The sequence below is a fragment of the Craurococcus roseus genome (assembly GCF_039523795.1).
GTDB lineage: Bacteria > Pseudomonadota > Alphaproteobacteria > Acetobacterales > Acetobacteraceae > Craurococcus > Craurococcus roseus.
On sequence record NZ_BAAAFZ010000068.1, the window covers coordinates 15,323 to 36,341 of the forward strand.

General features: G+C 70.0%; 18 protein-coding genes. 8 read left to right on the forward strand and 10 right to left on the reverse strand.

Annotated elements, in window-relative coordinates; genetic code table 11:
- Nucleotides 1-470: 470 nt before the first annotated feature.
- From ABD067_RS20630 to ABD067_RS20650, 5 genes are all read right to left on the reverse strand, one after another.
- Nucleotides 471-917 carry a type II toxin-antitoxin system PemK/MazF family toxin gene (locus ABD067_RS20630; RefSeq protein ID WP_343897278.1) on the reverse strand — a complete coding sequence of 149 codons (447 nt, stop codon included), beginning with the start codon at nt 915-917 and terminating at the stop codon, nt 471-473.
- On the reverse strand, nt 905-1,102 hold the full coding sequence (locus ABD067_RS20635; RefSeq protein ID WP_343897279.1) for an antitoxin MazE family protein: 198 nt from the start codon (nt 1,100-1,102) through the stop codon (nt 905-907). The genes ABD067_RS20630 and ABD067_RS20635 overlap by 13 nt, the downstream gene beginning before the upstream one ends.
- Before the next feature lie 120 nt (nt 1,103-1,222).
- The gene (locus ABD067_RS20640) at nt 1,223-2,194 is read right to left on the reverse strand and encodes a quinone oxidoreductase family protein (RefSeq protein WP_343897280.1); all 972 of its coding nucleotides are present in this window, start codon (nt 2,192-2,194) and stop codon (nt 1,223-1,225) included.
- On the reverse strand, nt 2,191-2,682 hold the full coding sequence (locus ABD067_RS20645; protein WP_343897281.1) for a methylated-DNA--[protein]-cysteine S-methyltransferase: 492 nt from the start codon (nt 2,680-2,682) through the stop codon (nt 2,191-2,193). Before ABD067_RS20645 ends, ABD067_RS20640 begins: the two co-directional genes overlap by 4 nt.
- A 52-nt stretch (nt 2,683-2,734) precedes the next feature.
- Complete coding sequence (locus ABD067_RS20650) at nt 2,735-4,819, reverse strand: thioredoxin domain-containing protein (protein WP_343897282.1); 2,085 nt, start codon at nt 4,817-4,819, stop codon at nt 2,735-2,737.
- Nucleotides 4,820-4,929: 110 nt separating this feature from the next.
- Here ABD067_RS20650 and ABD067_RS20655 point away from each other — a divergent pair, with 110 nt between their 5' ends.
- The 6 genes from ABD067_RS20655 (at nt 4,930) to ABD067_RS20680 (ending at nt 10,945) form a co-directional block, all read left to right on the forward strand.
- Nucleotides 4,930-5,286: a (2Fe-2S) ferredoxin domain-containing protein gene (locus ABD067_RS20655; protein WP_343897283.1), complete on the forward strand. Its 357-nt coding sequence runs from the start codon at nt 4,930-4,932 to the stop codon at nt 5,284-5,286.
- Between the two features lie 10 nt (nt 5,287-5,296).
- On the forward strand, nt 5,297-6,634 hold the full coding sequence (mnmE, locus tag ABD067_RS20660) for a tRNA uridine-5-carboxymethylaminomethyl(34) synthesis GTPase MnmE (RefSeq protein ID WP_343897284.1): 1,338 nt from the start codon (nt 5,297-5,299) through the stop codon (nt 6,632-6,634).
- Nucleotides 6,635-6,714: 80 nt separating this feature from the next.
- Nucleotides 6,715-8,565: a tRNA uridine-5-carboxymethylaminomethyl(34) synthesis enzyme MnmG gene (gene mnmG, locus ABD067_RS20665; RefSeq protein WP_343897285.1), complete on the forward strand. Its 1,851-nt coding sequence runs from the start codon at nt 6,715-6,717 to the stop codon at nt 8,563-8,565.
- A gap of 22 nt (nt 8,566-8,587) precedes the next feature.
- Nucleotides 8,588-9,211, forward strand: a complete 624-nt coding sequence (rsmG, locus tag ABD067_RS20670; RefSeq protein ID WP_343897286.1) for a 16S rRNA (guanine(527)-N(7))-methyltransferase RsmG — start codon at nt 8,588-8,590, stop codon at nt 9,209-9,211.
- A 28-nt stretch (nt 9,212-9,239) separates the two neighbouring features.
- On the forward strand, nt 9,240-10,037 hold the full coding sequence (locus tag ABD067_RS20675; protein WP_343897287.1) for a ParA family protein: 798 nt from the start codon (nt 9,240-9,242) through the stop codon (nt 10,035-10,037).
- Nucleotides 10,034-10,945, forward strand: coding sequence for a ParB/RepB/Spo0J family partition protein (locus tag ABD067_RS20680; RefSeq protein ID WP_343897288.1), 912 nt, complete (start codon nt 10,034-10,036; stop codon nt 10,943-10,945). Before ABD067_RS20675 ends, ABD067_RS20680 begins: the two co-directional genes overlap by 4 nt.
- A 22-nt stretch (nt 10,946-10,967) precedes the next feature.
- On the opposite strand, the gene holA is transcribed toward ABD067_RS20680, so the two are convergent.
- From holA to leuS, 3 genes are read right to left on the reverse strand one after another with little or no spacing between them, the layout of a single operon-like run.
- Entirely contained in the window at nt 10,968-11,987 is a 1,020-nt protein-coding gene (gene holA / locus ABD067_RS20685) for a DNA polymerase III subunit delta (RefSeq protein ID WP_343897289.1), read from the reverse strand.
- Nucleotides 11,988-12,010: 23 nt separating this feature from the next.
- Nucleotides 12,011-12,577, reverse strand: a complete 567-nt coding sequence (gene lptE, locus ABD067_RS20690) for an LPS assembly lipoprotein LptE (RefSeq protein WP_343897290.1) — start codon at nt 12,575-12,577, stop codon at nt 12,011-12,013.
- A complete protein-coding gene (gene leuS / locus ABD067_RS20695) occupies nt 12,570-15,200 on the reverse strand; it encodes a leucine--tRNA ligase (protein ID WP_343897291.1) in 2,631 nt (876 codons plus the stop codon). The genes lptE and leuS overlap by 8 nt, the downstream gene beginning before the upstream one ends.
- Nucleotides 15,201-15,289: 89 nt before the next feature.
- Between leuS and ABD067_RS20700 the strand changes: the two genes are divergently transcribed.
- Nucleotides 15,290-15,718, forward strand: a complete 429-nt coding sequence (locus ABD067_RS20700) for a DUF1489 family protein (RefSeq protein ID WP_343897292.1) — start codon at nt 15,290-15,292, stop codon at nt 15,716-15,718.
- 354 nt (nt 15,719-16,072) lie between these two features.
- On the opposite strand, the gene ABD067_RS20705 is transcribed toward ABD067_RS20700, so the two are convergent.
- Entirely contained in the window at nt 16,073-17,782 is a 1,710-nt protein-coding gene (locus tag ABD067_RS20705; protein WP_343897293.1) for a GH39 family glycosyl hydrolase, read from the reverse strand.
- 163 nt (nt 17,783-17,945) lie between these two features.
- On the reverse strand, nt 17,946-19,022 hold the full coding sequence (locus tag ABD067_RS20710; protein ID WP_343897294.1) for an NAD-dependent epimerase/dehydratase family protein: 1,077 nt from the start codon (nt 19,020-19,022) through the stop codon (nt 17,946-17,948).
- 771 nt (nt 19,023-19,793) lie between these two features.
- On the opposite strand from ABD067_RS20710, the gene ABD067_RS20715 reads away from it, so the two are divergent.
- Entirely contained in the window at nt 19,794-20,663 is an 870-nt protein-coding gene (locus ABD067_RS20715) for a WecB/TagA/CpsF family glycosyltransferase (protein WP_343897295.1), read from the forward strand.
- Nucleotides 20,664-21,019 lie beyond the last annotated feature (356 nt).

Genomic DNA, 21,019 nt, shown 5'->3' on the forward strand with positions numbered 1-21,019 from the left:
CGCACCCTGAAATGTTGGAGCGCCGCTCCAGTTCTTCAACGCGGCCGGGAGGCTTTCAGTGGAGAGGTGGCAAAGGATCGGGGAAGATAAGTCCGCCAAATTTGGCAAGCGCTCTATAGCCTTCGCGTTTCCGGGCGGAAGGTACCGAATATGCATTGACGACGATGAACAGAACCGCGTCCGTGTGCGGTACGTCGCAGAAGAAGAGTACTGGCCTATCGAAATCAGAGCGGTTTGTGACGGGCTTTTTCGGCTCTCAGGCGTCGCTTACAATACTGGCGGCCTCCTCGGCGGCACTTTTTGGTATGAACTGCTTCTAGCTGTGCCGAGCACCATCACCTATTGGGGTGATTGTGTGATCGCGCGAGAAGATAAGGAGGCGTAGTCACCGCCGCAAAACCTTCGCGTTCCGAGGCGGAGGTATAGAGGGATCGGCCAGATCGCTCGGTGCGCGCCTTCTTCCGAAAAGCTTATCGAGGTGCCCTGGGCGGCTTGCGCGCCGCCAAAGCCTTGGCGGGCGCCATCCGCGTCTTCGCCGCCGCGCCGGAGGCCGCGCGTCGCGCTGGCGGCAATGCCGGCCTCGCCAATCCCAGCAGCGTGGCGGCCATGGTGCCGACCGTCGCCATGCTGCGGTCGTCGAGCCTGCCGACCAATCGGCCGATGTTGGTCCGCCGCACCGCCGTCACCTTCTCGACCATGAGGCTGCACGGCCGCGACAGGTTGTTGGCCGCGCCCGGCGCCACCGGAAGGCGCAGGAGCGGCGCCACGGTTGGGTCGGAAGTGAATGGCACCACCACTACGCTGTCGGTCCCGGCGAAGGCGTCGTCTTGCAGGACCAGCACCGGCCCGGGCTTGCCCGCATATTCGGACGATCGGTCGGCGGCCGTCCAAATCTCGCCCCGCTTCACTCCTCCCACGGACCCCAGACATCAGCCGACAGGGCTTCGACGAAAGCCATGTCGTCGTCCGCGTGCGGGCTGCGGGCCACCAGTTCGGACTGCCGCCGGGCCTCGGACACGAACTCCGGCGAGCGCACGTCCGGCACCCAGATCTGCACGGGGCGCAGGCCGCGCTCGTGGAGGCGTTGCCGGTGCCGCCGCACATCCTCACGGTTCTTGTTCGCCGGCCCGCCCATCTGCCGCGCCGCCCTTAGGTCTTACATGTAAGGTAATCGTTTCTAGCCCGTCGGGCAAGGCCGAGGCGGCGGCTCGCGGCCGCGTTCCTACGGCAGCAGCACCGTACTCCCCGTCGTCCTCCGCCCTTCCAACGCCCGGTGCGCCTCGGCAGCGTCCTTCAGCGCGTAGGTCTGGTTGACCATGATCTTCACCGCGCCGCTCTTCACCACCTCGAACAGCTCCGCCGCCGTCGCTTCCAGGTCCTCGCGCTTCGCCGTGTAGGTGTTGAGCGTCGGCCGGGTCACGTAGAGCGAGCCCTTGGCGGCCAGCACGCCGAGGTCGGGGATGGACACCGGGCCGGAGGCGTTGCCGTAGCTCACCATCAGCCCGAACGGCTGGAGGCAGTCGAGCGAGGTCGTGAAGGTGTCGCGGCCGACGCTGTCGTACACCACCGGCACCATGGCGCCGCCGGTGATCTGCTTCACCCGCGCCGGGATGTCCTCGCTCGTCAGCAGCGCGTGCTCGGCGCCGTGCGCCTTGACCAGCTCCGCCTTTTCCGGCGTCGAGACCACGCCGATGACCGTGGCGCCGAGGTGCTTGGCCCATTGGCAGAGGATCAGGCCGACGCCGCCGGCGGCCGCGTGGACCAGGATGGTCTCGCCCTTCTCGACCTTGTGGCAGCGGCGGATCAGGAACTGCGCCGTCATGCCCTGGAGCATCATCGCCGCGGCCTGCTTCGCGTCCACGCCGTCCGGGATCTTCACGAGCTTCTCGGCGGGGACGCTGCGCGCTTCCGCGTAGGCGCCGAGCGCGCCGGCGTAGGCCACGCGGTCGCCCGGCTTCACGCCGTTGACGCCCTGCCCCACCGCCTCCACCACGCCCGCGCCCTCCATGCCGATGGTCACGGGCATGGACGGGGCCTTGTAGAGGCCGGTGCGGAAGTAGACGTCGATGTAGTTGAGGCCCACCGCCTCGTGCCGCACCAGCGCCTCGCCCGGCTTGGGCTCCGGCTTCGGGATCTCCTCCCAGACCAGCTTCTCGGGGCCGCCGTGCTCGTGGACTCGGATGGCGTGGATCATAGTAGGTGTCCCTTGAGGGGCCGCCCCCGCAGGGCGCGCCGTTCGAGGTCGAGCAGGTAGCGCTTGGTCGCTTGGCCCTCGGCGCCGGAGTAGCCGCCGAGCGAGCCGTCCGCCGCCACCACGCGGTGGCAGGGGATCAGGATGGGTATGGGGTTGGCGCCGTTGGCGCCGCCGATCGCGCGGGCAGAGGCGCAGCCCACCCCCCGCGCGACGTCGAGGTAGGACCGGGTCTCGCCGGGCGGGATGCGCCGCAGCGCCTCCCAGACGCGCCTGCGGAAGGGCGTGCCGTGCGGCGCCAGCGGCAGGCCGTCGAAGCCCTCGCCGGCGTCGGCGCCGTCGAAGTAGTCCTGGAGCGCCGCGGCCGCCCGGCGGAGCAGCGGCGTTTCCTCGCGGTCGCGCCCGCGGCCCCAATCGAGCGCGACGATGGCGCCGTCCTCCTCCGAGAGGGTGACGTCGCCGAGCGGGGTCAGGAGGGAGAGTTGCGGCATGAACTCTGGGAAAGCTTCGCGGGCGGGATGCCACACCCGCCGCCCCGCATCGTCAAGCGGGGGCGGCGGCCGGGGCCGGTGGCGCCGCCGCCGGACGCGCCAGAGCGGCGACGAGCGCCGCCGGGTCGGTCACCGGCAGCGAGCACACGCCGCCGCGGCACACGTAGGCCGTCGGGGCGCCCCCGATCGCGCCTTTTCCGGCGGCGGGGTGGTCCGGCGGCAGCGCGTCCGGGGCGGCGGTGCGCAGCAGCGCCACCGCCGGGTCGGGGTGCGCGAGCGCGGTCCGGGCCAAGGCCTCGACGGCCGGGTCGCCCGGTGGGCCGACCACCACGACCGCCGCCGCTTCCGCGAGCAGGTCGGAGGCGGCGAGCAGCCCCGGCATGGCGGCCAGCGCGTCGCCGCTGCCGGCGAAGGCGCCGATCGTGTTCTCCGCGGCGCGGCGCCAACGCTCGTCGCCGGTCAGGTGGAAGAGCCGTGCCTGCACCTCCGCCATGATGCCGTTGCCGGAGGGGGTGGCGTTGTCGCCCGCGGTGCGGCCGCGCACCGGCACGTCGCCGGCGTCGTCGGCCGAGGTGAAATAGCCGCCGCCCTGCGGCGCGGCGAAGTGACGCTCCACCGCCTCCGCCCATTGGGCGGCGCGGCGCAGGTAACGGTCCTCCCCCGTCGCCTCGAACAGCGCCAGCGCGGCGCGGGCCATGGCGGCGTGGTCCTCCAGCAAGCCGGCGGCCGAGGCCTGGCCGTGGCGCAGCGCGTGCATCAGGCGCCCGTCCGGCGCCGCCATGCGCGTGGCGACGGTGTCGAAGGCGCGCCGGGCGGCGTCGAGCCAGTCCGGGCGGGCGAACACGGCGGCGGCGCGGGCAAGCGCGGCGACCGCGAGGCCGTTCCAGTCGGCCAGCACCTTGTCGTCGCGCCCGGGCGGGACGCGCTTGGCGCGGGCCTCGAACAGCTTGGCGCGGCAGCGGGCGAGCGCCGCTTCTTCGGCTTCGCCCAGGAAGTCCGGCCGTTGGCGGCGGTTCAGGATGACCTTGCCTTCCCAATTGCCGGCCGCGTCCACGTCGTAGGTTTCGCTGAACAGCACACTGTCCTGCCCGAGCAGCGCGTCCACCTCGTCCGCGGCCCAGACGTAGAACTTGCCCTCCTCGCCTTCGCTGTCGGCGTCGAGGCTGGAGGCGAAGGCGTCGCCGTCCTCCGTGGCCGCCATCTCGCGCAGCAGCCAGCCGACCGTCTCCTCCGCGCGCCGCGCGTAGGGCCAGTCGGGCCGCGCGGCGTGGGCGAAGGCGAGCAGTTCCAGGATCTGCGCGTTGTCGTAGAGCATCTTCTCGAAGTGCGGCACGAGCCAGATGGCGTCCACGCTGTAGCGCGCGTAGCCGCCGCCGAGGTGGTCGTAGATGCCGCCCTGGCTCATGCGCCGGAGCAGCAGTTCCACCACCTCGGCGCAGGCCGGCTGGCCGAGGCGGAAGCGCATCTGCCACAGGAAGCGGAAGATCGGCGGGTTGGGGAACTTGGGCGCGCCGCCGAGGCCGCCTTCCGCGGCGTCCGTCGCGCGCACCAAGCCGAGCGCCACCTTCTCTATCGTCTCGGCGCTCGGCAGCGGCCCCGGCGCCGCGGCGGCCATGCGGGCGAGCGCGCCGCGCAGCGCCGCGACGTTCTGCGCCACCTTGCCCTCCTCGGCCTGGTACGCGGCGGAGATGCCTCCCAGCACCTGGCGGAAGGAGGGCCGGCCGTAGCGCGGCTCAGGCGGGAAGTAGGTGCCGCCCCAGAAGGGTTCGCCCTCCGGCGTCAGGAACATGGTGAGCGGCCAGCCGCCCTGTTCGCCGAGCAGGTGCAGCGCGTTCATGTAGAGCGCGTCGATGTCCGGCCGTTCTTCCCGGTCCACCTTGATGTTGACGAAGCGCTCGTTCATCAGCGCCGCCGTTTCCGGGTCCTCGAAGGACTCGTGCGCCATGACGTGGCACCAGTGGCAAGCGGCGTAGCCCACCGAGAGCAGGATCGGCTTGCCGGCGGCCTTGGCCTCGGCCAGCGCCTCCGCGCCCCAGGGACGCCAATGCACCGGGTTGTCGGCGTGCTGGAGCAGGTAGGGCGAGGACGCGCGGCGCAGCAGGTTCTCCGGCGGGAAAGGCGCTGGGGTGTCTGGCATGGCGGCGGTGACCCTGGCCGGGGTGGGGCGAGGCCGCTAGATGGGTGGCGCGGGGACGCGTTGCACCGGTCCCGCCGAGAATGCGCCGAGCCGGCGCCGGAGATGGCACCGTGACCGCTGAAGCCGACCCGCCGCCCTTCTTCCGGGCGCACGTCTTCGTCTGCTGCAACCGCCGGCCGGACGGGCACCGCCGCGGCAGTTGCGCCGCCCGCGGCAGCGAACGCTTGCGCGACTACATGAAGGCGCGCGCGAAGGAACTCGGCCTGGAGGGCGTGCGGGTGAACATGGCCGGCTGCCTGGACCGCTGCGAGTTCGGGCCGACGGTGGTGGTCTACCCGGAAGGCGTCTGGTACCGGGCCGAGACGACGGAGGACATCGACGAGATTCTCTCGGCGCACCTCCGGGAAAGCGGGCGCGCGCGCCGCCTGATGCTGACCGAGCGGGACGTCGCGCCGCCCAAGGCTTGAGGCGGCTCCGGTGCGGCAACAAGGATTATCATCCTATAAAGACGCGATCTTCGCGCTTGCGTCCGGCGCCGGCCGCGCCGCGGTGGCGGTGGTGCGCCTGTCCGGCTCCGGCACCGGAGAAGCCGTGCGCCGCTTGGCCGGATCGCTGCCGGCGCCCCGCACGGCCTCGTTGAAGCGCCTGCGCCATCCGGACAGCGGCGAAACGCTAGACCGCGCCCTGGTGCTCTGGTTCCCCGCCCCGAGCAGCTACACCGGCGAGGACTGCGCCGAACTGCACCTGCACGGCGGCCCCGCCGTGATCGCCGGGGTGGCGGACGCCCTGGTCGCGGCCGGCACGCGCCCGGCCGAACCCGGGGAGTTCACCCGGCGCGCCTTCGTCCACGGCAAGATGGACCTCACCGCCGCGGAGGGCATCGCCGACCTGATCGCGGCGGAAACCGCCGCCCAGCGCCGCCAGGCCCTGCACCAAGCCGAAGGCGCCTTGGCCTCGCTTTACGAAGGATGGACGAGGCGGCTGACCGGCCTGCTCGCGCGGCAGGAAGCCTTCATCGAGTTCGAGACGGAAGACCTGCCGTCCGATCTGGACGCGGCGGTGGGCCGTGCCGCGGCGGCGCTCCGGGCGGAGATGGAAGCGCACCTCGCGGACGGCGGGCGCGGCGAGCGGCTGCGCGAAGGCTTGGTGGCGGCGATCCTGGGGGCGCCGAACGCCGGCAAGTCGTCGCTCCTGAACGCCTTGGTCGGCCGGGACGCCGCCATCGTCTCGGCGCGGGCCGGCACGACGCGCGACGTGGTGGAAGCGCGGCTCGACCTGGGCGGCGTGCCGGTCACCTTGGCCGACACGGCCGGGTTGCGCGAAGCCTCGGACGAGATCGAGGCCGAGGGCGTGCGCCGCGCCCTGCTCCGCGCCGAGTCCGCGGACTTGCGCCTGCTCGTCTTCGCCGCCGACTCGCCGCCGGACGCCGAAACGCTGGCCCTGGTGGCCCCGGGCGCCCTGGTGGTCGCCAACAAGACCGACCTCACCCCAGCGCCGGCCGCGATCGGCGGCGTCGCGCCCATCTCCGTCTCCGTCCGGACCGGCGCCGGCCTCGCGGCCTTGCAGGAGGCCCTCGCCGCGGTGGCGCGGGATCTGGCGAGGCCGGAAGCCACGGCCCCGATCACCCGGGGCCGGCACCGGGCGGCGGTGCGGGACGCCGCCGCGCGCTTGGCCGAACTCGACGGCGCGGGACTGCCCGAACTCCGGGCCGAGTGCCTCCGCGCCGCTTCGGCGGCCCTCGGGCGGATCACCGGGAGAGTAGGAGTGGAAGCGGTGCTGGACGCCGTGTTCCGGGAGTTCTGCATAGGCAAGTGAGGCCGCCGCGCCGGCGCCGCACGTCTTCCCGTCCGGCGACCGGCTGGCGCACGCACCCCCGCATCCCCTAATTGGCGCCTATGCACGACGAGACGTGGGACGTGGTGGTGGTCGGCGGCGGGCACGCCGGCTGCGAGGCGGCGGCGGCGGCCGCCCGGTGCGGCGCGCGGACGTTGTTGCTCACCCACCGGCTGGACACCGTGGGGGAGATGTCCTGCAACCCCGCCATCGGCGGCGTCGGCAAGGGGCACCTCGTCCGCGAGATCGACGCGCTCGACGGCATCATGGGCCGCGCCGCCGACGCCGCGGGCATCCACTTCAAGTTGCTGAACCGCAGCAAAGGACCGGCGGTCCGCGGCCCCCGCGCCCAAGCGGACCGCAGGCTCTACCGCGCTGCGGTGCAATCCCTGCTCCGGGAGACGCCGGACCTCGCCGTGCGGGCGGACGCCGCCGAGACTCTGCTCCTCGGGCCGGGCAATACGGTGGTCGGCGTCGGGACGGCATCCGGCCGCCGCGTCGCCGCCGGCGCGGTGGTGATCACCACGGGCACCTTCCTGCGCGGCGAGATCCACATCGGCGACAAGCGTGTGCCCGCCGGGAGGGCGGGCGAAGCGCCGGCGCTGGGGCTCGCCGACGCCCTCCGGCGCCTGGGCCTGCCGCTCGGCCGCATGAAGACCGGAACCCCGCCCCGGCTGGACGGGCGGACGGTGGCGTGGTCCTCGCTCGAATCCCAACCGGGCGACGACCCGCCCGAGCCGTTCTCGTTCCTGACGGAGCGGATCGGAAACCGGCAGGTGGCCTGCGCCATCACCGCCACCACGCCGGCCACGCACGCCATCATCCGGGACAACCTGCACCGGAGCGCGGCCTACGGCGGCGGCATCGAAGGGCGCGGGCCGCGCTACTGCCCCTCGGTCGAAGACAAGGTGGTGCGCTTCGCCGAACGTGAGCGGCACCGGATCTTCCTGGAACCCGAGGGCCTCGACGACCACACGGTGTACCCGAACGGCATTTCCACGAGCTTGCCCGAGGAGGTGCAAGCGCGCGTCGTCGCTTCCATCCCCGGTTTGGAGGACGCGCGGATCCTGCGGCCGGGCTACGCCATTGAGTACGACCACGTGGACCCGCGTTGCCTGGACCCGACGCTGGAGGTGCGCGCCGCCAAAGGCCTGTTCCTCGCCGGGCAGATCAACGGCACCACGGGGTACGAGGAAGCCGCGGCGCAAGGCTTGATGGCCGGGCTGAACGCGGCGCGGCGCGCCGGCGCCGACACCCCTGACCGGGTGCTCGGTCGCGCCGAAGCCTACATCGGGGTGCTGGTGGACGACTTGGTGCTGCAGGGCGTGACCGAGCCCTACCGCATGTTGACCGCCCGATCCGAGTTCCGCCTCGCCCTGCGGGCCGACAACGCCGTCTCGCGGCTCGGCGATCGAGGAGTCGTCTGGGGGTGCGTGGGCGCGGCACGGGCGAGCGCGCAGAAGGCCCACCTGGACGGGTTGGCTGCCGCTCGTCGGTTGGCCCGGCGCGACGGGGCTTCGCCGGCGCGGTACTCGGCACAGGGCATAGCGATCAACCAAGACGGCCGCTGGCGCAGCGCTTTCGAGACAATGGGTTTGGCTTCGACGCCCACGAACGCGCTGCCGCGCTTGTTTCCTTGGTTGGCGGAGTTCGGACCGAAGGTGCTGGACGAGCTTTCGGCGGAAGCGCTGTACGAACCCTACTTGGCCCGGCAGGCCGAGAGCCTCCGCGCGTTGCAAGCGGAGGAGAAGTTGGTCGTGCCGGAGGGCCTGGATTTCTCGGCCGTGCCTGGGCTGTCTCTGGAAATGCGCCAGCGGTTGGATGCGGCGAAACCGTCCAACCTGGGCGCGGCATCGCGGGTGCCCGGCGTGACGCCGGCGGCGCTCGCTGCCCTGGCCGTGCATCTCAGGTGAGCGTGGCGTTGACGTGTTTCACGTGAAACCGGACGAGGGCGAACTCGGCTTTCCTGTTTCACGTGAAACAACGGAGAAGCTCCGGAGCTTCGTCGATCTGCTCTTGCGTTGGAACAGACGCGTGAACCTCGTCAGCACACGATCGGCAGAGGAGGTTTGGCAACGGCACATTGTAGACTCCCTACAATTGCTGCCCCTCCTGCCGGAGACCGCCTCTAACGCGCTGGTGGATATCGGCTCCGGCGCCGGCTTCCCGGGAATGGTGCTCGCTGTGGCCACCGGTCGAGGGGTCGACCTTGTCGAGGCCGACAAGCGCAAAGCCGCGTTTCTGGTCGAAACCGCCGCACGGCTCGACCTGCGTGGGGTCAGAGTCCATGCCAAGCGCATCGAGGACACGAAGCTCCCGAGAACCGAACTCCTCACCGCCCGCGCCCTCGCCCCGCTGCCGGTGCTGCTGCATCACGCCCGGGCCCTCCTCGCTCCGGGCGGCACGGCCCTGTTCCCGAAGGGCCGAACCGCCGAGGAGGAATTGACGGCGGCCTCCCGCGACTGGATTATGCGCGTGGAGCGCTTCCAGAGCCGCACCGACCCCGCTTCCACCATACTCAGAATCAGCGAGATCCGCCCTGTCGGTTCCGAAGCCTGACCGCGCCGCCGCGCCGCCGCCGCCGCGCGTGATCGCCCTCGCCAATCAGAAGGGCGGCGTCGGCAAGACGACGACGGCTGTCAATTTGGCGACCGCCCTCGCCAGCGAACGCCGCGTCCTGCTGATCGACCTGGACCCCCAAGGCAACGCTTCGACCGGCCTCGGGGTGCAAAGGCTGGACCGCAGCGTCGGCAGCTACGCCATGCTGATAGACGGCGCCCCGTTGGATTACGTTGCGCAAGAAACGCGGGTGCCGAACCTGTCCCTCATCCCCGCCGATCCGGACCTCGCCGGGGCCGAGGTGGAGCTGGTCGGCCGCCCGAACCGGGAACGGAGCTTGCGCGACTGCTTGACGTCCGCCGAAGATGCCTTGCGGGGATACGACTACATCTTCTTGGACTGCCCGCCCTCGCTGGGCCTGCTCACCGTGAACGCGCTCGTCGCGGCCGGGAGCGTGCTGGTGCCGCTCCAATGCGAGTTCTACGCCTTGGAAGGCGTCAGCCAGATCGTGCAGACGATCGAGCGGGTCCGGCACGCCCTCAACCCCTCCCTCGCCATGGAAGGCATCGTGCTGACCATGTTCGACAGACGCAACAACCTTTCGGAAGCTGTGGCGGCGGACGTGCGCGGTTACTTCGGCGACAAGGTGTTCGAAACCGTGATCCCCAGGAACATCCGGGTCAGCGAGGCACCGTCCCACGGCCTGCCCGTCACCCTGTACGACTTCCGTTCCCCCGGTGCGCAGGCCTACGTCAAGCTGGCGGTCGAACTGCTCCGGCGCGAACGCTCCAAGCGCGCCGCCGCAGTGCGGAGCCCGGCGGCGTGACGGCTGCCCGGAAGCCCCCGAGGCTCGGCCGCGGCCTTTCGGCCCTGCTCGGCGAGGCGCCCTCCCCCACCGCCATCGCGCCCAACGCGGCCGGGCCTGCCGGCGGTTCGCCACGGGACGCCGGCGCGGTCCGCGCGTTGCCGATCGAAGCTCTGGAACCCGGCCCTTTCCAGCCCCGCGGGCCCATGGAAGCCGCGCCGCTCCAAGAGCTGGCGGGCTCCATCCGCGAGCACGGCGTCCTCCAGCCCATTCTGGTGCGCCCCAAGCCGGGCGCCGAGGCCCGGTACGAGATCGTCGGCGGCGAGCGCCGCTGGCGCGCTGCCCAGCTCGCGCAATTGCACGAGGTGCCGGTCGTGGTGCGCGACCTCGGCGACCGGGAGGCGATGGCCGCCGCGCTGGTGGAGAACCTCCAGCGCCAGGACCTCAACGCCTTGGAGGAGGCCGAAGGCTACCGGCGCTTGGTCGAGGAGTTCGAGCTGACCCAGGACGCCCTGGGCCAAGCCGTGGGCAAGAGCCGCAGCCACGTCGCCAACACCATGCGCCTGCTCGCCCTGCCCGACCGGGTGCGGGAGCTGCTGCGCGACGGCGCGTTGAGCGCCGGCCACGCCCGGGCGCTGCTGACGGCGCCGGACCCCGAAGTGCTGGCTCTGCAGGTGGTGGACCGCGGCCTCAACGTCCGGCAGACGGAGGCGCTCGCCGCCGCCAAGCCGCGCGACCCCGCCGCCGCCGCGGAGCGTCCGACGTCGGCGGCCGGCGCCAGCCCGGAGGTCGCGGCGCTGGAGCGGGAGCTGTCCGGCCGCCTCGGGCTAAAGATCGCCATCCGTCAGTCCGGGCGCGGCGGCCAGTTGACCATCCACTACCACGACCTCGACCAGCTCGACGGGGTGATCCGGCTCCTGCAAGCCTGACGGCCCGGGCCGTCCCACCGGGTCAGCGCCGCGCTGCCGCCGCCCGCCGCGCCAGCAGCAGCACGGCCTCCCGCGCCACCAAGGCGCTGGGCAGGCCCGTGGTCTTGGTCCGGCGCTCCGCATCCAGCAAGGCGTCCCCGGCCGCTTCCAGCGTTTCCGGGCGCCATTGGCGGAGCGCCCGCTCGAAGGCGGGCTTGTGCCGGAAGAACACCGGCGGCCGCAGCCCGTCCAGCGCCGCGCCCGGCGGCGCGCCGCCCGCCACGGCCAGGGATGCCAGGTGCAGCCGCTGGACGTGGCGCAGCGCCGTCCGCACCACCTGCACCGCGTTGGCGCCCTCGGCCATGGCGGTCTCCAGGGCCCGGTCGGCGGTCGCCACATCGCCCGACAAGGCCGCCACTAGCGCCTCTTCCAGCCCGAGCGCGGAGCCCTCGGCCACGCACGCCACGGCGTCTTCCACGCCGACCCGGCCGCCCTCGCCCACGTAGAGCGCGAGCTTCTCCAACTCCCGCCGCAGCAGCATCCGGTCCTCGCCGAGCCGCTGCGCCAGCCAGTCCAGCGCCGCCGGCTCCGCCGACACACCCAGCTCCCCGAGGATCGCGCCCGCCGACCGCGCCAGGTCGGCGCCCCGCTCCCGGTAGCAGGCGATCACCGCCGCGCCGGGCACCGGCTCCAGCAATGTCCGCAGCTTCGACCGCGCCTGCGCCTCTGGCGCTTCCAAGACCACCAAGCCCGGTCCCGGACCCGCCAGCGCCGCCTTGGCCGCCGCGGCGAAGCCGTCTCCAGCGTCGCGCACCCGCACCAGGGGCCGCCCGCCGGTCAGCGGCACGCTGGCGGCTTCCGCGGCGAGGGCGCCGGGGTCGCGCCAGCCGTCCCGTGGCACCTCCACCAGCCGCATGGGGTCGCCGCCGGCCACGGCCCGGGCGAGCTTCTCCGCCCGCTCCCGGATCAGCCCCGGGTCGTCGCCGTGCAACAGCACCACGCGGCAGTCCCGCCCCGGGTCGGCGAGGAAAGCTTCGACCCGGCGCGCGTCCAGCTTCGCCACGGCGCGTCCGTCCCGTTTCGCGCTTACCCGGCCGCTGCCGACCGTTGCTGCCGCTCGCGACGCAGTTCCAGCGCGACGCGGCGGAAGATGTCCTCGGCCAACTGGTCCACCAGCCGCGCCTCCATTGCGTCCCGCGCCGAGTCCGCGGCGAAGAACTGCAAGTCCGGGATGTTGAAGGAGTCGAGCGCCCGCGCCGGGATGGCCGAGGCCGCGATCTGCCGCGGCGGCACCGCCAGGGTGGCGAGGGTCCAGTTCCCCGTGGCGATGTAGCGCAGCCGGGTGATGGTGCCGTCCCGCCGGTAGCCGAGCGGCTCGACCGCGTAGGTCACCGCCACCTGCAGCGAGTAGCGCGCCGGCACGCCGAGGCGCACGCCTTCGAAGCGGCGCTGCAGATCCCGGCGCAGCAGTTGGCCGGACCGCTCCGGGATGTTGGCCACGCGGACCGCCGCGAGGGCGTCGCGTATGTCCGCCGAGCCGCCGTCCTCCGCCGTCACCGGCGCGTAGAGCGGCCGGAAGCCGCAGCCCGGCAGGCCGAGCAGCCCGCCGCCGCCCAGCGCCAGCAGCGCCCACCGCCGCCCCGGTCTAGACAACGAAGTTCACCACGCGGCCGGGGACGTGGATGCGCTTGCGGACCGGACGGTCGCCGATCGCGCGCCGAACATTCTCCTCGGCTTCGGCTCGCGCGAACACCTCGGCCTCGTTCGTGCCCACCGGCACCTCGATGGTGGCGCGCAGCTTGCCGAGCACCTGCACCGCCAGCGTCACCGTCTCCGCCGCCAGCAGCGCCGGATCCGCCTCCGGCCAGGGCAGTTCAGCGACGAGCGGGGCACCCTTCCCGCGAAGCCGTTCCCATAGCTCTTCTGCAAGGTGCGGCATCATCGGCGCCGAGAGCCGGACCGCCGCTTCAAGCGCTTCGCGTCGCGCGGCGTTCATGTCCGGCTCGTTCGTGCCCTCGACCATGCCGATCCCGTTGGCGAGTTCGTGGATGCGGGCGACGGCGGAGTTGAAGGCGAAGGTCTCCAATGCCTCCGTCACCGCGGCGATGGCGCGGTGCGTCGTTTGCCGCAGCCCACGCGCGACGCCGGCCGCCTCCGCGGCGCTCGTGCCGGGAGGCGGCAGGTTTTGCCCGCCGACGGCCACCAGGCGATACAGCCTTTGCACGAAGCGGTGCGCGCCGGCGACGCCGCTTTCCGTCCATTCCATGTCCCGCTCGGGCGGATTGTCGGAAAGTATGAACCACCGCGCCGTGTCCGCGCCATAGCGGTCGATGATGCCGCCCGGGTCCACCGTGTTCCGTTTCGATTTAGACATGGCCTCGACGCGGCCGACCGTCACCGGCTCGCGCGTTTCGCGGTGCAGCGCCGCGCCGTCCGCACCCCGCTCCACCTCATCCGGGTAGAGCCAGCGCCCGTCGGCGCCGCGGTAGCTCTCGTGCGTCACCATGCCCTGGGTGAACAGCCCGGCGAAGGGCTCGGCCACCGAGGCGTGCCCGGTGGCCGTCATGGCGCGAGTGAAGAAGCGGCTGTAGAGCAGGTGCAGGATCGCGTGCTCGATGCCGCCGATGTACTGGTCCACCGGCAGCCAGGCGTCCACCGCCTCCCGCGTCACCGGCTCCGGCGCGCGCGGCGAGCAGAAGCGCGCGAAGTACCAGGAACTGTCCACGAAGGTGTCGCAGGTGTCCGTCTCGCGCCGCGCCGGCTTGCCGCAATTCGGGCATTCGACGTGCTTCCATGTCGGGTGGTGGTCGAGCGGGTTGCCGGGCCGCGAGAAGTCCACGTCGTCCGGCAGTTCCACCGGCAACTGATCCACAGGCACCGGCTGCGCGCCGCAGGCGTCGCAGTGTATCACCGGGATCGGGCATCCCCAGTAGCGCTGGCGCGACACGCCCCAGTCGCGCAGGCGCCAGTTCACCACGCCCTCGCCCGCGCCGCGCTCCTCCAGCGCCTTGATGGCGGCGCGCTTCGCCTCAGGCGTCGCCATGCCGTCGAGGAAGCCCGAGTTGATCATCGTGCCGTCGCCCGTGTACGCGGTGTCGCCGATCGCGTGCGCGTCCGCTTCGACGCCCGGCGGCAGCACCACGGGCAACACCTGGAGCCCGCACTTGCGCGCGAAATCCAGGTCGCGCTGGTCCTCGCTCGGGCAGCCGAAGATGGCGCCCGTGCCGTATTCCATCAGCACGAAGTTGGCGATCCAAACCGGGAAGTTCGCGCCCTCGATGAAGGGGTGCGCGACGCGCAATCCGGTGTCGTGGCCCTTCTTCTCCGCCTGTTCTATCGCCGCCTCGCTGGTGCCCATCCGGCGGCACTCGGCGATGAAATCCGCCGCGCCCGGGTCGCGCTTCGCCGCGGCGGTGGCCAGCGGGTGCTCCGGCGCGACCGCGAGGAAGCTCATGCCGAACAGCGTGTCCGGCCGTGTGGTGAACACCTCCACCTCGCGCAGGTCTTCCACCGGCTCGGTGAGCCGGAACCGCACGCGCGCGCCCACGCTGCGGCCGATCCAGTTGGCCTGCATCAGCTTCACGCGCTCCGGCCAACGATCGAGACCGCCCAGCGCGTCCAGCAGTTCCTGCGCGTACTTGGTGATGGACAGGAACCACTGGCTGAGCCTGCGCTTCTCCACCGGCGCGCCGGAGCGCCAGCCGCGGCCGTCGATCACCTGCTCGTTCGCCAGCACGGTGCCGTCCACCGGGTCCCAGTTGACCCAGCTCTCCTTCCGCTCGACCAGGCCCGCGCGCCAGAAGTCGAGGAACAGGCGCTGCTGCTGCCCGTAGTATTCGGGGTCGCAGGTGGCGAATTCGCGCGACCAGTCGAGGGAAAGGCCCATGCGCTTCAGCTCGGCGCGCATGTTGGCGATGTTCTCGTAGGTCCACTTCGCGGGATGGACGCCCCGCTCGCGCGCCGCGTTCTCCGCCGGCAGGCCGAAGGCGTCCCAGCCCATTGGGTGCAACACCGTGTGGCCCCGCGCCCGCTTGTAGCGGGCCACCACGTCGCCGAGCGTGTAGTTGCGGACGTGGCCCATGTGGATCTTGCCGGAGGGATAGGGGAACATCTCAAGAACATAACATTTGCGCGCACCGGGAGGCGGCACGTCCGGCACGGAAAACGCGCCGCGCTCTTCCCACGCGGCCTGCCAGCGGGGCTCGGCGGTTCGGGCGTCGTAGCGGGCAACGGCGGCGGCGGCGTCGGCGGCGGCCGCCGGGCTGGTGTCGTTCATGCGCTTTGGAATAAGCCCCTGCCGGGCGCGGGGGAAGCCTCGCGTGGGGCCGCTTGCCCGGCCGCCGCCGAGGCGCCAGATCAGCCCCCGTGCCGCACCTCATCAAGCTCTCCGTCGGCCCGCGCGACGTGGAACAGTTGCGCGCCATCCAGGCCAGCCGGATCGAGTCCGACCCGCCGCTCCGCCACCGGACGCGGATGTTCCCCAAGCGCGCCGCGGAGATCCTCGCGGCCGGCGGCTCGATCTACTGGGTGGTGGCGGGCTTCGTGCGGGTGCGCCAGCGCATCCTCGACATCCGCGAGGAGAAGGGCGCCGACGGCATCACCCGCGCCGGCCTGGTGCTGGACCCGGAATTGGTCGCGGTGGAGGCGAGGCCGCTGAAACCCTTCCAAGGATGGCGCTACCTTGCCCCCGAAGCGGCGCCGCCCGACCTCCGCGCCGGCGCCGTCGAAGCGCGCGGATTGGACGCGCTGCCGGCGGGCCTGCGGCGGGAACTGCGCGACCTCGGCCTTCTGTAGCGGAGGGTCAGCCTCGGCGCCCGCGCTGAGCCGACGATTTCTCCATACGGCGGCGGAAATTCGCGGAAGCAAACTCGGCCGTATGTTCCGGCACCAGGTCGCCCACGCCTCCCTGCGGCGGCCACGGATCGGAGTGGGAAGGCGAAGCCCGTCGCAACCACCGTCGGCCACCCTTGCTCCGCGAGGCGCGTCGGCGGCTCATGCAAGCACTCCGACAAAGGCGCCGCGTGTCACCGCGCGTCGACCTGTTGCGCTTGGCGCCTCGGACCGGCGGCGCGCACGCCGGTCACATCCACCCCCACGCGGCCCGAGCATCAGAAGGCGAGAACGGTGGAAGCCATCGGAGATCGCCAGTCATCTCAGCCAAACGGGTTTTCTGGTTAGTCTGATCCGTTTGTTCGCCGGGATTGCCCGCAATGCCCCGGTCACGTCCTTGTAGTTCGAGTGCCTCCAAGCCGCCGGTATTTGCGCCAAGACGTCGTCCTTGTCAGACCAAACAGCTGTACCGGTTGAAAACCGGACAACATAGACGCCCTGATATCCGAAGGCGTCTCGTACGACAGCGTTCGACAGCCAGCCAAGAACCCTGTTGTAAGCTTCTCCTGTAGTGGTGAGGCTTCGGTAACTCGCGTCCGAAAGCGGGGCGAAGGTGAGGTCGTTGATGTCCCAAGCGTAAAAACTGTAGTGATCGACGCCTTGCGCCGCCATGATGAGAAGGGCGCGGGTTACTGATGACAGCTTGTCGTCATCCGTCGGTTCGAACGCTTTGCAATCTTGGGACCTGTGGTCGCAGTCCGGGGCTCCTTCCGTATTCCAGAATTGATAAGATTTGCCTGGGTAGTTTTCAGTCATGAAACGAAGCCGTTGAACGAAACTCAGTTGCGTCTCAGGCGTTATACTGTAGTAGTTATGGTATCCGAGCGCGTCTATATATTGGCCGCCGCCCAAGAAGAGAAAGCGGTCGAGGAAACTGACCCCAGCGGTCGGTGTAACGGACGGTGAAACGATGATTGCTTGAGGGTTCGCTGCGATTATTTCTTCCTTCGCTATGCGGGTAAGCTCAACCATATGCTCCGGCGTGCCTCGCCAAAACTTCTTGTAATCGGGTTCGTTCCAAATCTCGTAGAAAGCAATGCGCCGACCATAGCGTTGGGCAACTTTGCGAACATAGTTCCTCCAGTCTTGATTGCTCGCCGGTGGTGAGCATCCCGCGTCATACACGCAGGACGCGTCTGGATCGGCCGCTGCCCACGACGGCGTTTGCCCTAATGTCAGCAGCACTTTCGCGCCGTTCGCTTCGGCATAACTCAAATAATAATCGAGGCGATGGAAGTCCCACACGTCTCTCGCAGTCTCGATCGACCTCCAGTCCGTAACGGTGTCCCAAAGCCGCAGGACCTTCGTCGCAATCGGAGGCCAGTTCGAATGCACACCGAGCTTGTTGACGAGCATACCGCTGAAGTTGGCGTTTACTGCACGCCCAGGCAGGTGCGCTTGCAGCGGATTTCCGGAGAGCGTTTCTAACTCGAACTTTCCGATGTGGATTTTCACGCCCAGCGTACTCGTATTGACCCTGACGGAACCCTCGCCGTCTCGGAGGGGGTAAATGCCTTTAACGGATACCGGCTGCCATTCGCCCGAGAGCGTTACTGTCTTGGCTGCAACATCGTCATACAGGCCGCCGTCGCGCCGGATCGTGACCTGAACCGTCGCCGGGGCTTCCGCCCTCATCCACAACGTTGCTTGGTAGGTCACGCCGTATGCGAAAGTGAACGGGTGATAAAGGTGCGCGTCGCCCGACCCCTTCGAGGTCACCGAAAACCATTGGGATGCTTTGTTTGTCCCATGAATGGCGGAAGACGATGTGCCTGCCTGATGGGTGGCCCCGCCCCACGCGTTGACGCTCCAACCGAAGCAAAGATCGCCCACGACGGCTTCGCAATCGCTTGTGGCAACGACACTCTTGCTCGTGCCGATCGACGCGGATGAATCCGGCAGTGTGACGAGTGCTCGAGCCGCGTTGGTGAACAGCAAAAGAAGGACGGCGAGAAGCGGTCCTCTCATTGGGCAACATCCTCTCGACCGGACCCGATCGAGCGGTCCGCGGCGAATGCTAGGCCAGCATCGGTTTGGGCGCCAAGGTCCGCACCATGGGCGGGGGCGGTCGGCGTAGGGCCAGCGGCCAAGCGGCGGAGGCGAGAAGGACGGCCAGTGGCCCCCGAATGCCCTAACCCGCGCTTTGCTTCAAGCGTTCCTTCAAGCCGGCGGCGATGTCTGCCATTATGTCGCGGATGCCGTAACGATACCGCCATGCTGGATACAGCCTTTGGAATTTGCGCACGTCGCTGACCCACCAAATGTGGTCGCCGCGGCGGCTCTCGTCGCTGTAGCTCCAGACCATCGGGCGGCCGACGATTTCCTCTGCCATTGCGATGGCTTCCAGCATTGAGCAGTTGGAGTGGGTTCCGCCGCCGATGTTGAACACCTCACCGGGCCGGGGCTGCTCGAAATAGCACCAAATGGCCTGGGCGAGGTCGCTGGAGTGGATGTTGTCCCTCACCTGCTTCCCCTTGTAGCCGAACACCGTGTAGGGCGTGCCCGTGAGGGCGCACTTCACGAGATAGGCCAGGAAGCCGTGTAGCTGCGCCCCGGAATGGCCGGGGCCGGTGAGGCAGCCTCCACGGAAGCAGGCGGTATTCATGCCGAAGTAACGGCCGTACTCCTGCACCAACACGTCGGCCGCGACCTTTGAGGCGCCGAACAGGCTGTGGAGCGTACCATCGATCGACATCTCTTCCGGGATGCCGTGCTCGGCCCAGGGATGGCTGGCGTCGAGATCGAAGCGCGTCGCGCCCTCCACGAGGGGTAGATCGTTGGGGCGGTCGCCGTACACCTTGTTGGTGCTGACGAAGATGAAGCTCGCGTGGGGGGAGAAGCTGCGGCAGGCTTCCAGGAGGTTCAGCGTGCCGTTCGCGTTGACCGTGAAGTCGGTGATCGGCTCGCGCGCCGCCCAATCATGCGAGGGCTGGGCGGCGCAATGGACAACGATGGAGACGTCGGAGCCATAGCGCCGAAACATCTCTGCCATTGCGCCCTGGTCGCGGATGTCGGCATTGATGTGGGTGTAGCGAATGCCGGCCGATTGCAACTGCTCGGTTTGCCAGCGCGTGCTGGAAGCCTCGCCGAAAAAGTAGCTGCGCATGTCGTTGTCCACGCCGACAACGTGCAGGCCACGACCACCGAACAACTTCGTCGCTTCGGCCCCGACCAGGCCGCCCGATCCGGTTATGATAGCAACGCTCACGACGTGATCTCCCGTAGGTGTGCCGCGCCATGCGGCGGCCAGATCGGCGGACAGTTGGGCGGGTTCGGGCCGAGCCCCGCCGATGCGGCACCGCTCCCGCCACACGCGGCCGCCGGTACGCGGGCCACAGCTTGGTGAACGCGAGGATCGCCCGCTTCAAGACGCGGGAGGCGAGCGGCTTGGCCAGCGGCGCCCTTGACATGACCGAGAGTTATTTACGGCGGCTGCCGGAAATGAACTGACGATGGCGTGATAACGATGCTTGTATCTAAAATAGAGGGTAATGCCCTAGTGCTTTAATCCTGTGGCCTGGATTTCCGGCTGTGCGTCAGGGATATGCGCGTGCTGGTGGAAATGCTTGCGACAACTTGCCCTTGGCGGACATCGTCAGGCGCTGCGCCGAGCCATGCAGAATTGATGGCGCCGAAGACGTCCCTCAAGGCCGCAGCAGCAGCATCGCTGGGGCGGATGCAACTCCTTTTGGCTCCTGGGGGCCGATTGGGGCCCCGCTGTTGCCCATCCAGGGGCGGACCTTGACACAACACGCAAGGGGCGATGCGGAGCGCTTGCGACGCCGTCAACGAAACACCGATGCTGAACGTCCTGGGGCGCTGATGTTGGTCTCCCATGCCGATCTCAGCCCATCCTCCTCGAAGGGGCGCTTCGCCCCAAGGGAGCTGAAGTGGCCAAGCCCCTATGTCGGCCTGCTCCCGCAGGTGGAAATCAGCCGCTTCGGCCACTGTAAGACCGATCACATGGAGGAGGCCTGCCGTGCCCATTCCCGCACAACTTGAACAGGGCGACGGCGCTTGCCAGCCGGCGAGCGATGACTCGGGCGTTGCGATCCAACAACATGGCATCCTGGGCGTGCGAGTCGCCGCCTCTGATTACGCGCGAACCTGTGCGGCGGTGAGGCGGGCGGCGCGCGAGCGCCGGCCCCTGACCGTCACGGCTCTCGCGGTCCACGGTGTCATGACCGGCGCGCTGGACCCCGAGCATCGCCGCAGGCTGAACACACTGGACTTGATCGTGCCCGACGGGCAGCCGGTGCGCTGGGCGCTCAACCTGCTCTTCGGGGCGGGGCTGCGGGATCGCGTCTACGGGCCGAACCTCACGCTCATGGTCTGCGCCATGGCGGAGTCCGAAGGGTTCGCCGTCGCCTTCTACGGCAACCGGCAGGAGGTGCTCGATGAACTCCGGGCCAACCTGCTCCGGCAGTTCCCGCGCCTCCGGATCGCCGCCATGATCCCGTCGCGCTTCGGGCGGGTGGAGCCGGCGGAGCAAGCGGCGATCGCCGCGCAGTTAACAGCGAGCGGCGCCGAGATCGTCTTCGTCGGGCTTGGCTGCCCGCGGCAGGAGGTTTGGCTTTATGAGCACCGACACCTGCTTGCGATGCCATTGCTCGCGGTCGGCGCAGCGCTCGATTTCCACGCCAAACGGCTGCCCCAGGCGCCGAACTGGATGCAGCGCAACGGCCTGGAATGGCTGTTCCGCTTGTCGAGCGAGCCGCGGCGACTGTGGCGGCGTTACCTGATCCTCAATCCCCTGTTCGTATCAATGCTGTTGTTGCAGGCGAGCGGGCTGAGGCGTGTCGCCGAAAGTGGGGGGAGGAAGGACGTCCGCTACGAGGGTTTTGCCTGATCGAACGAAGCGGCGCCCCGCGCGACCGGGCGCGGCATGGCGGACGGGAGTTGCCGGAGTTGGCGGGATCGGCCCCGAGCGACAGGTGTTCTTCGATGGATGCGGGGCTGCGACCAACACGGTCATGCCGCAGCCCCGCGGCGCGCGGGTTTGCGGCGTGGCGCTCGCATGGCGTTGCGCTCGGTGTCAGCGGCTTGGCCGCCGCCAAGGCCATAGCGGCCACGACCAGCGTTGAGGCGTTTGTCGCCCCCGTCGAGCGGGGGCCGCCATTCGAGTTGCGCCGCACCAAGGCGGAGGTGCATGTGCTGTCCAACCTTGGCGCCTACAGAACGCCGGAGATGCACCGCCTCCTCGGT

Bases quoted from the DNA above. Each gene is read 5' to 3' on its own strand.
- ABD067_RS20640 (WP_343897280.1), bottom strand. From the start codon at position 2,194: ATGATCCACGCCATCCGAGTCCACGAGCACGGCGGCCCCGAGAAGCTG.
- ABD067_RS20645 (WP_343897281.1), bottom strand. From the start codon at position 2,682: ATGCCGCAACTCTCCCTCCTGACCCCGCTCGGCGACGTCACCCTCTCG.
- ABD067_RS20650 (WP_343897282.1), bottom strand. From the start codon at position 4,819: ATGCCAGACACCCCAGCGCCTTTCCCGCCGGAGAACCTGCTGCGCCGC.
- mnmG (WP_343897285.1), top strand. From the start codon at position 6,715: ATGCACGACGAGACGTGGGACGTGGTGGTGGTCGGCGGCGGGCACGCC.
- leuS (WP_343897291.1), bottom strand. From the start codon at position 15,200: ATGAACGACACCAGCCCGGCGGCCGCCGCCGACGCCGCCGCCGCCGTT.
- ABD067_RS20705 (WP_343897293.1), bottom strand. From the start codon at position 17,782: ATGAGAGGACCGCTTCTCGCCGTCCTTCTTTTGCTGTTCACCAACGCG.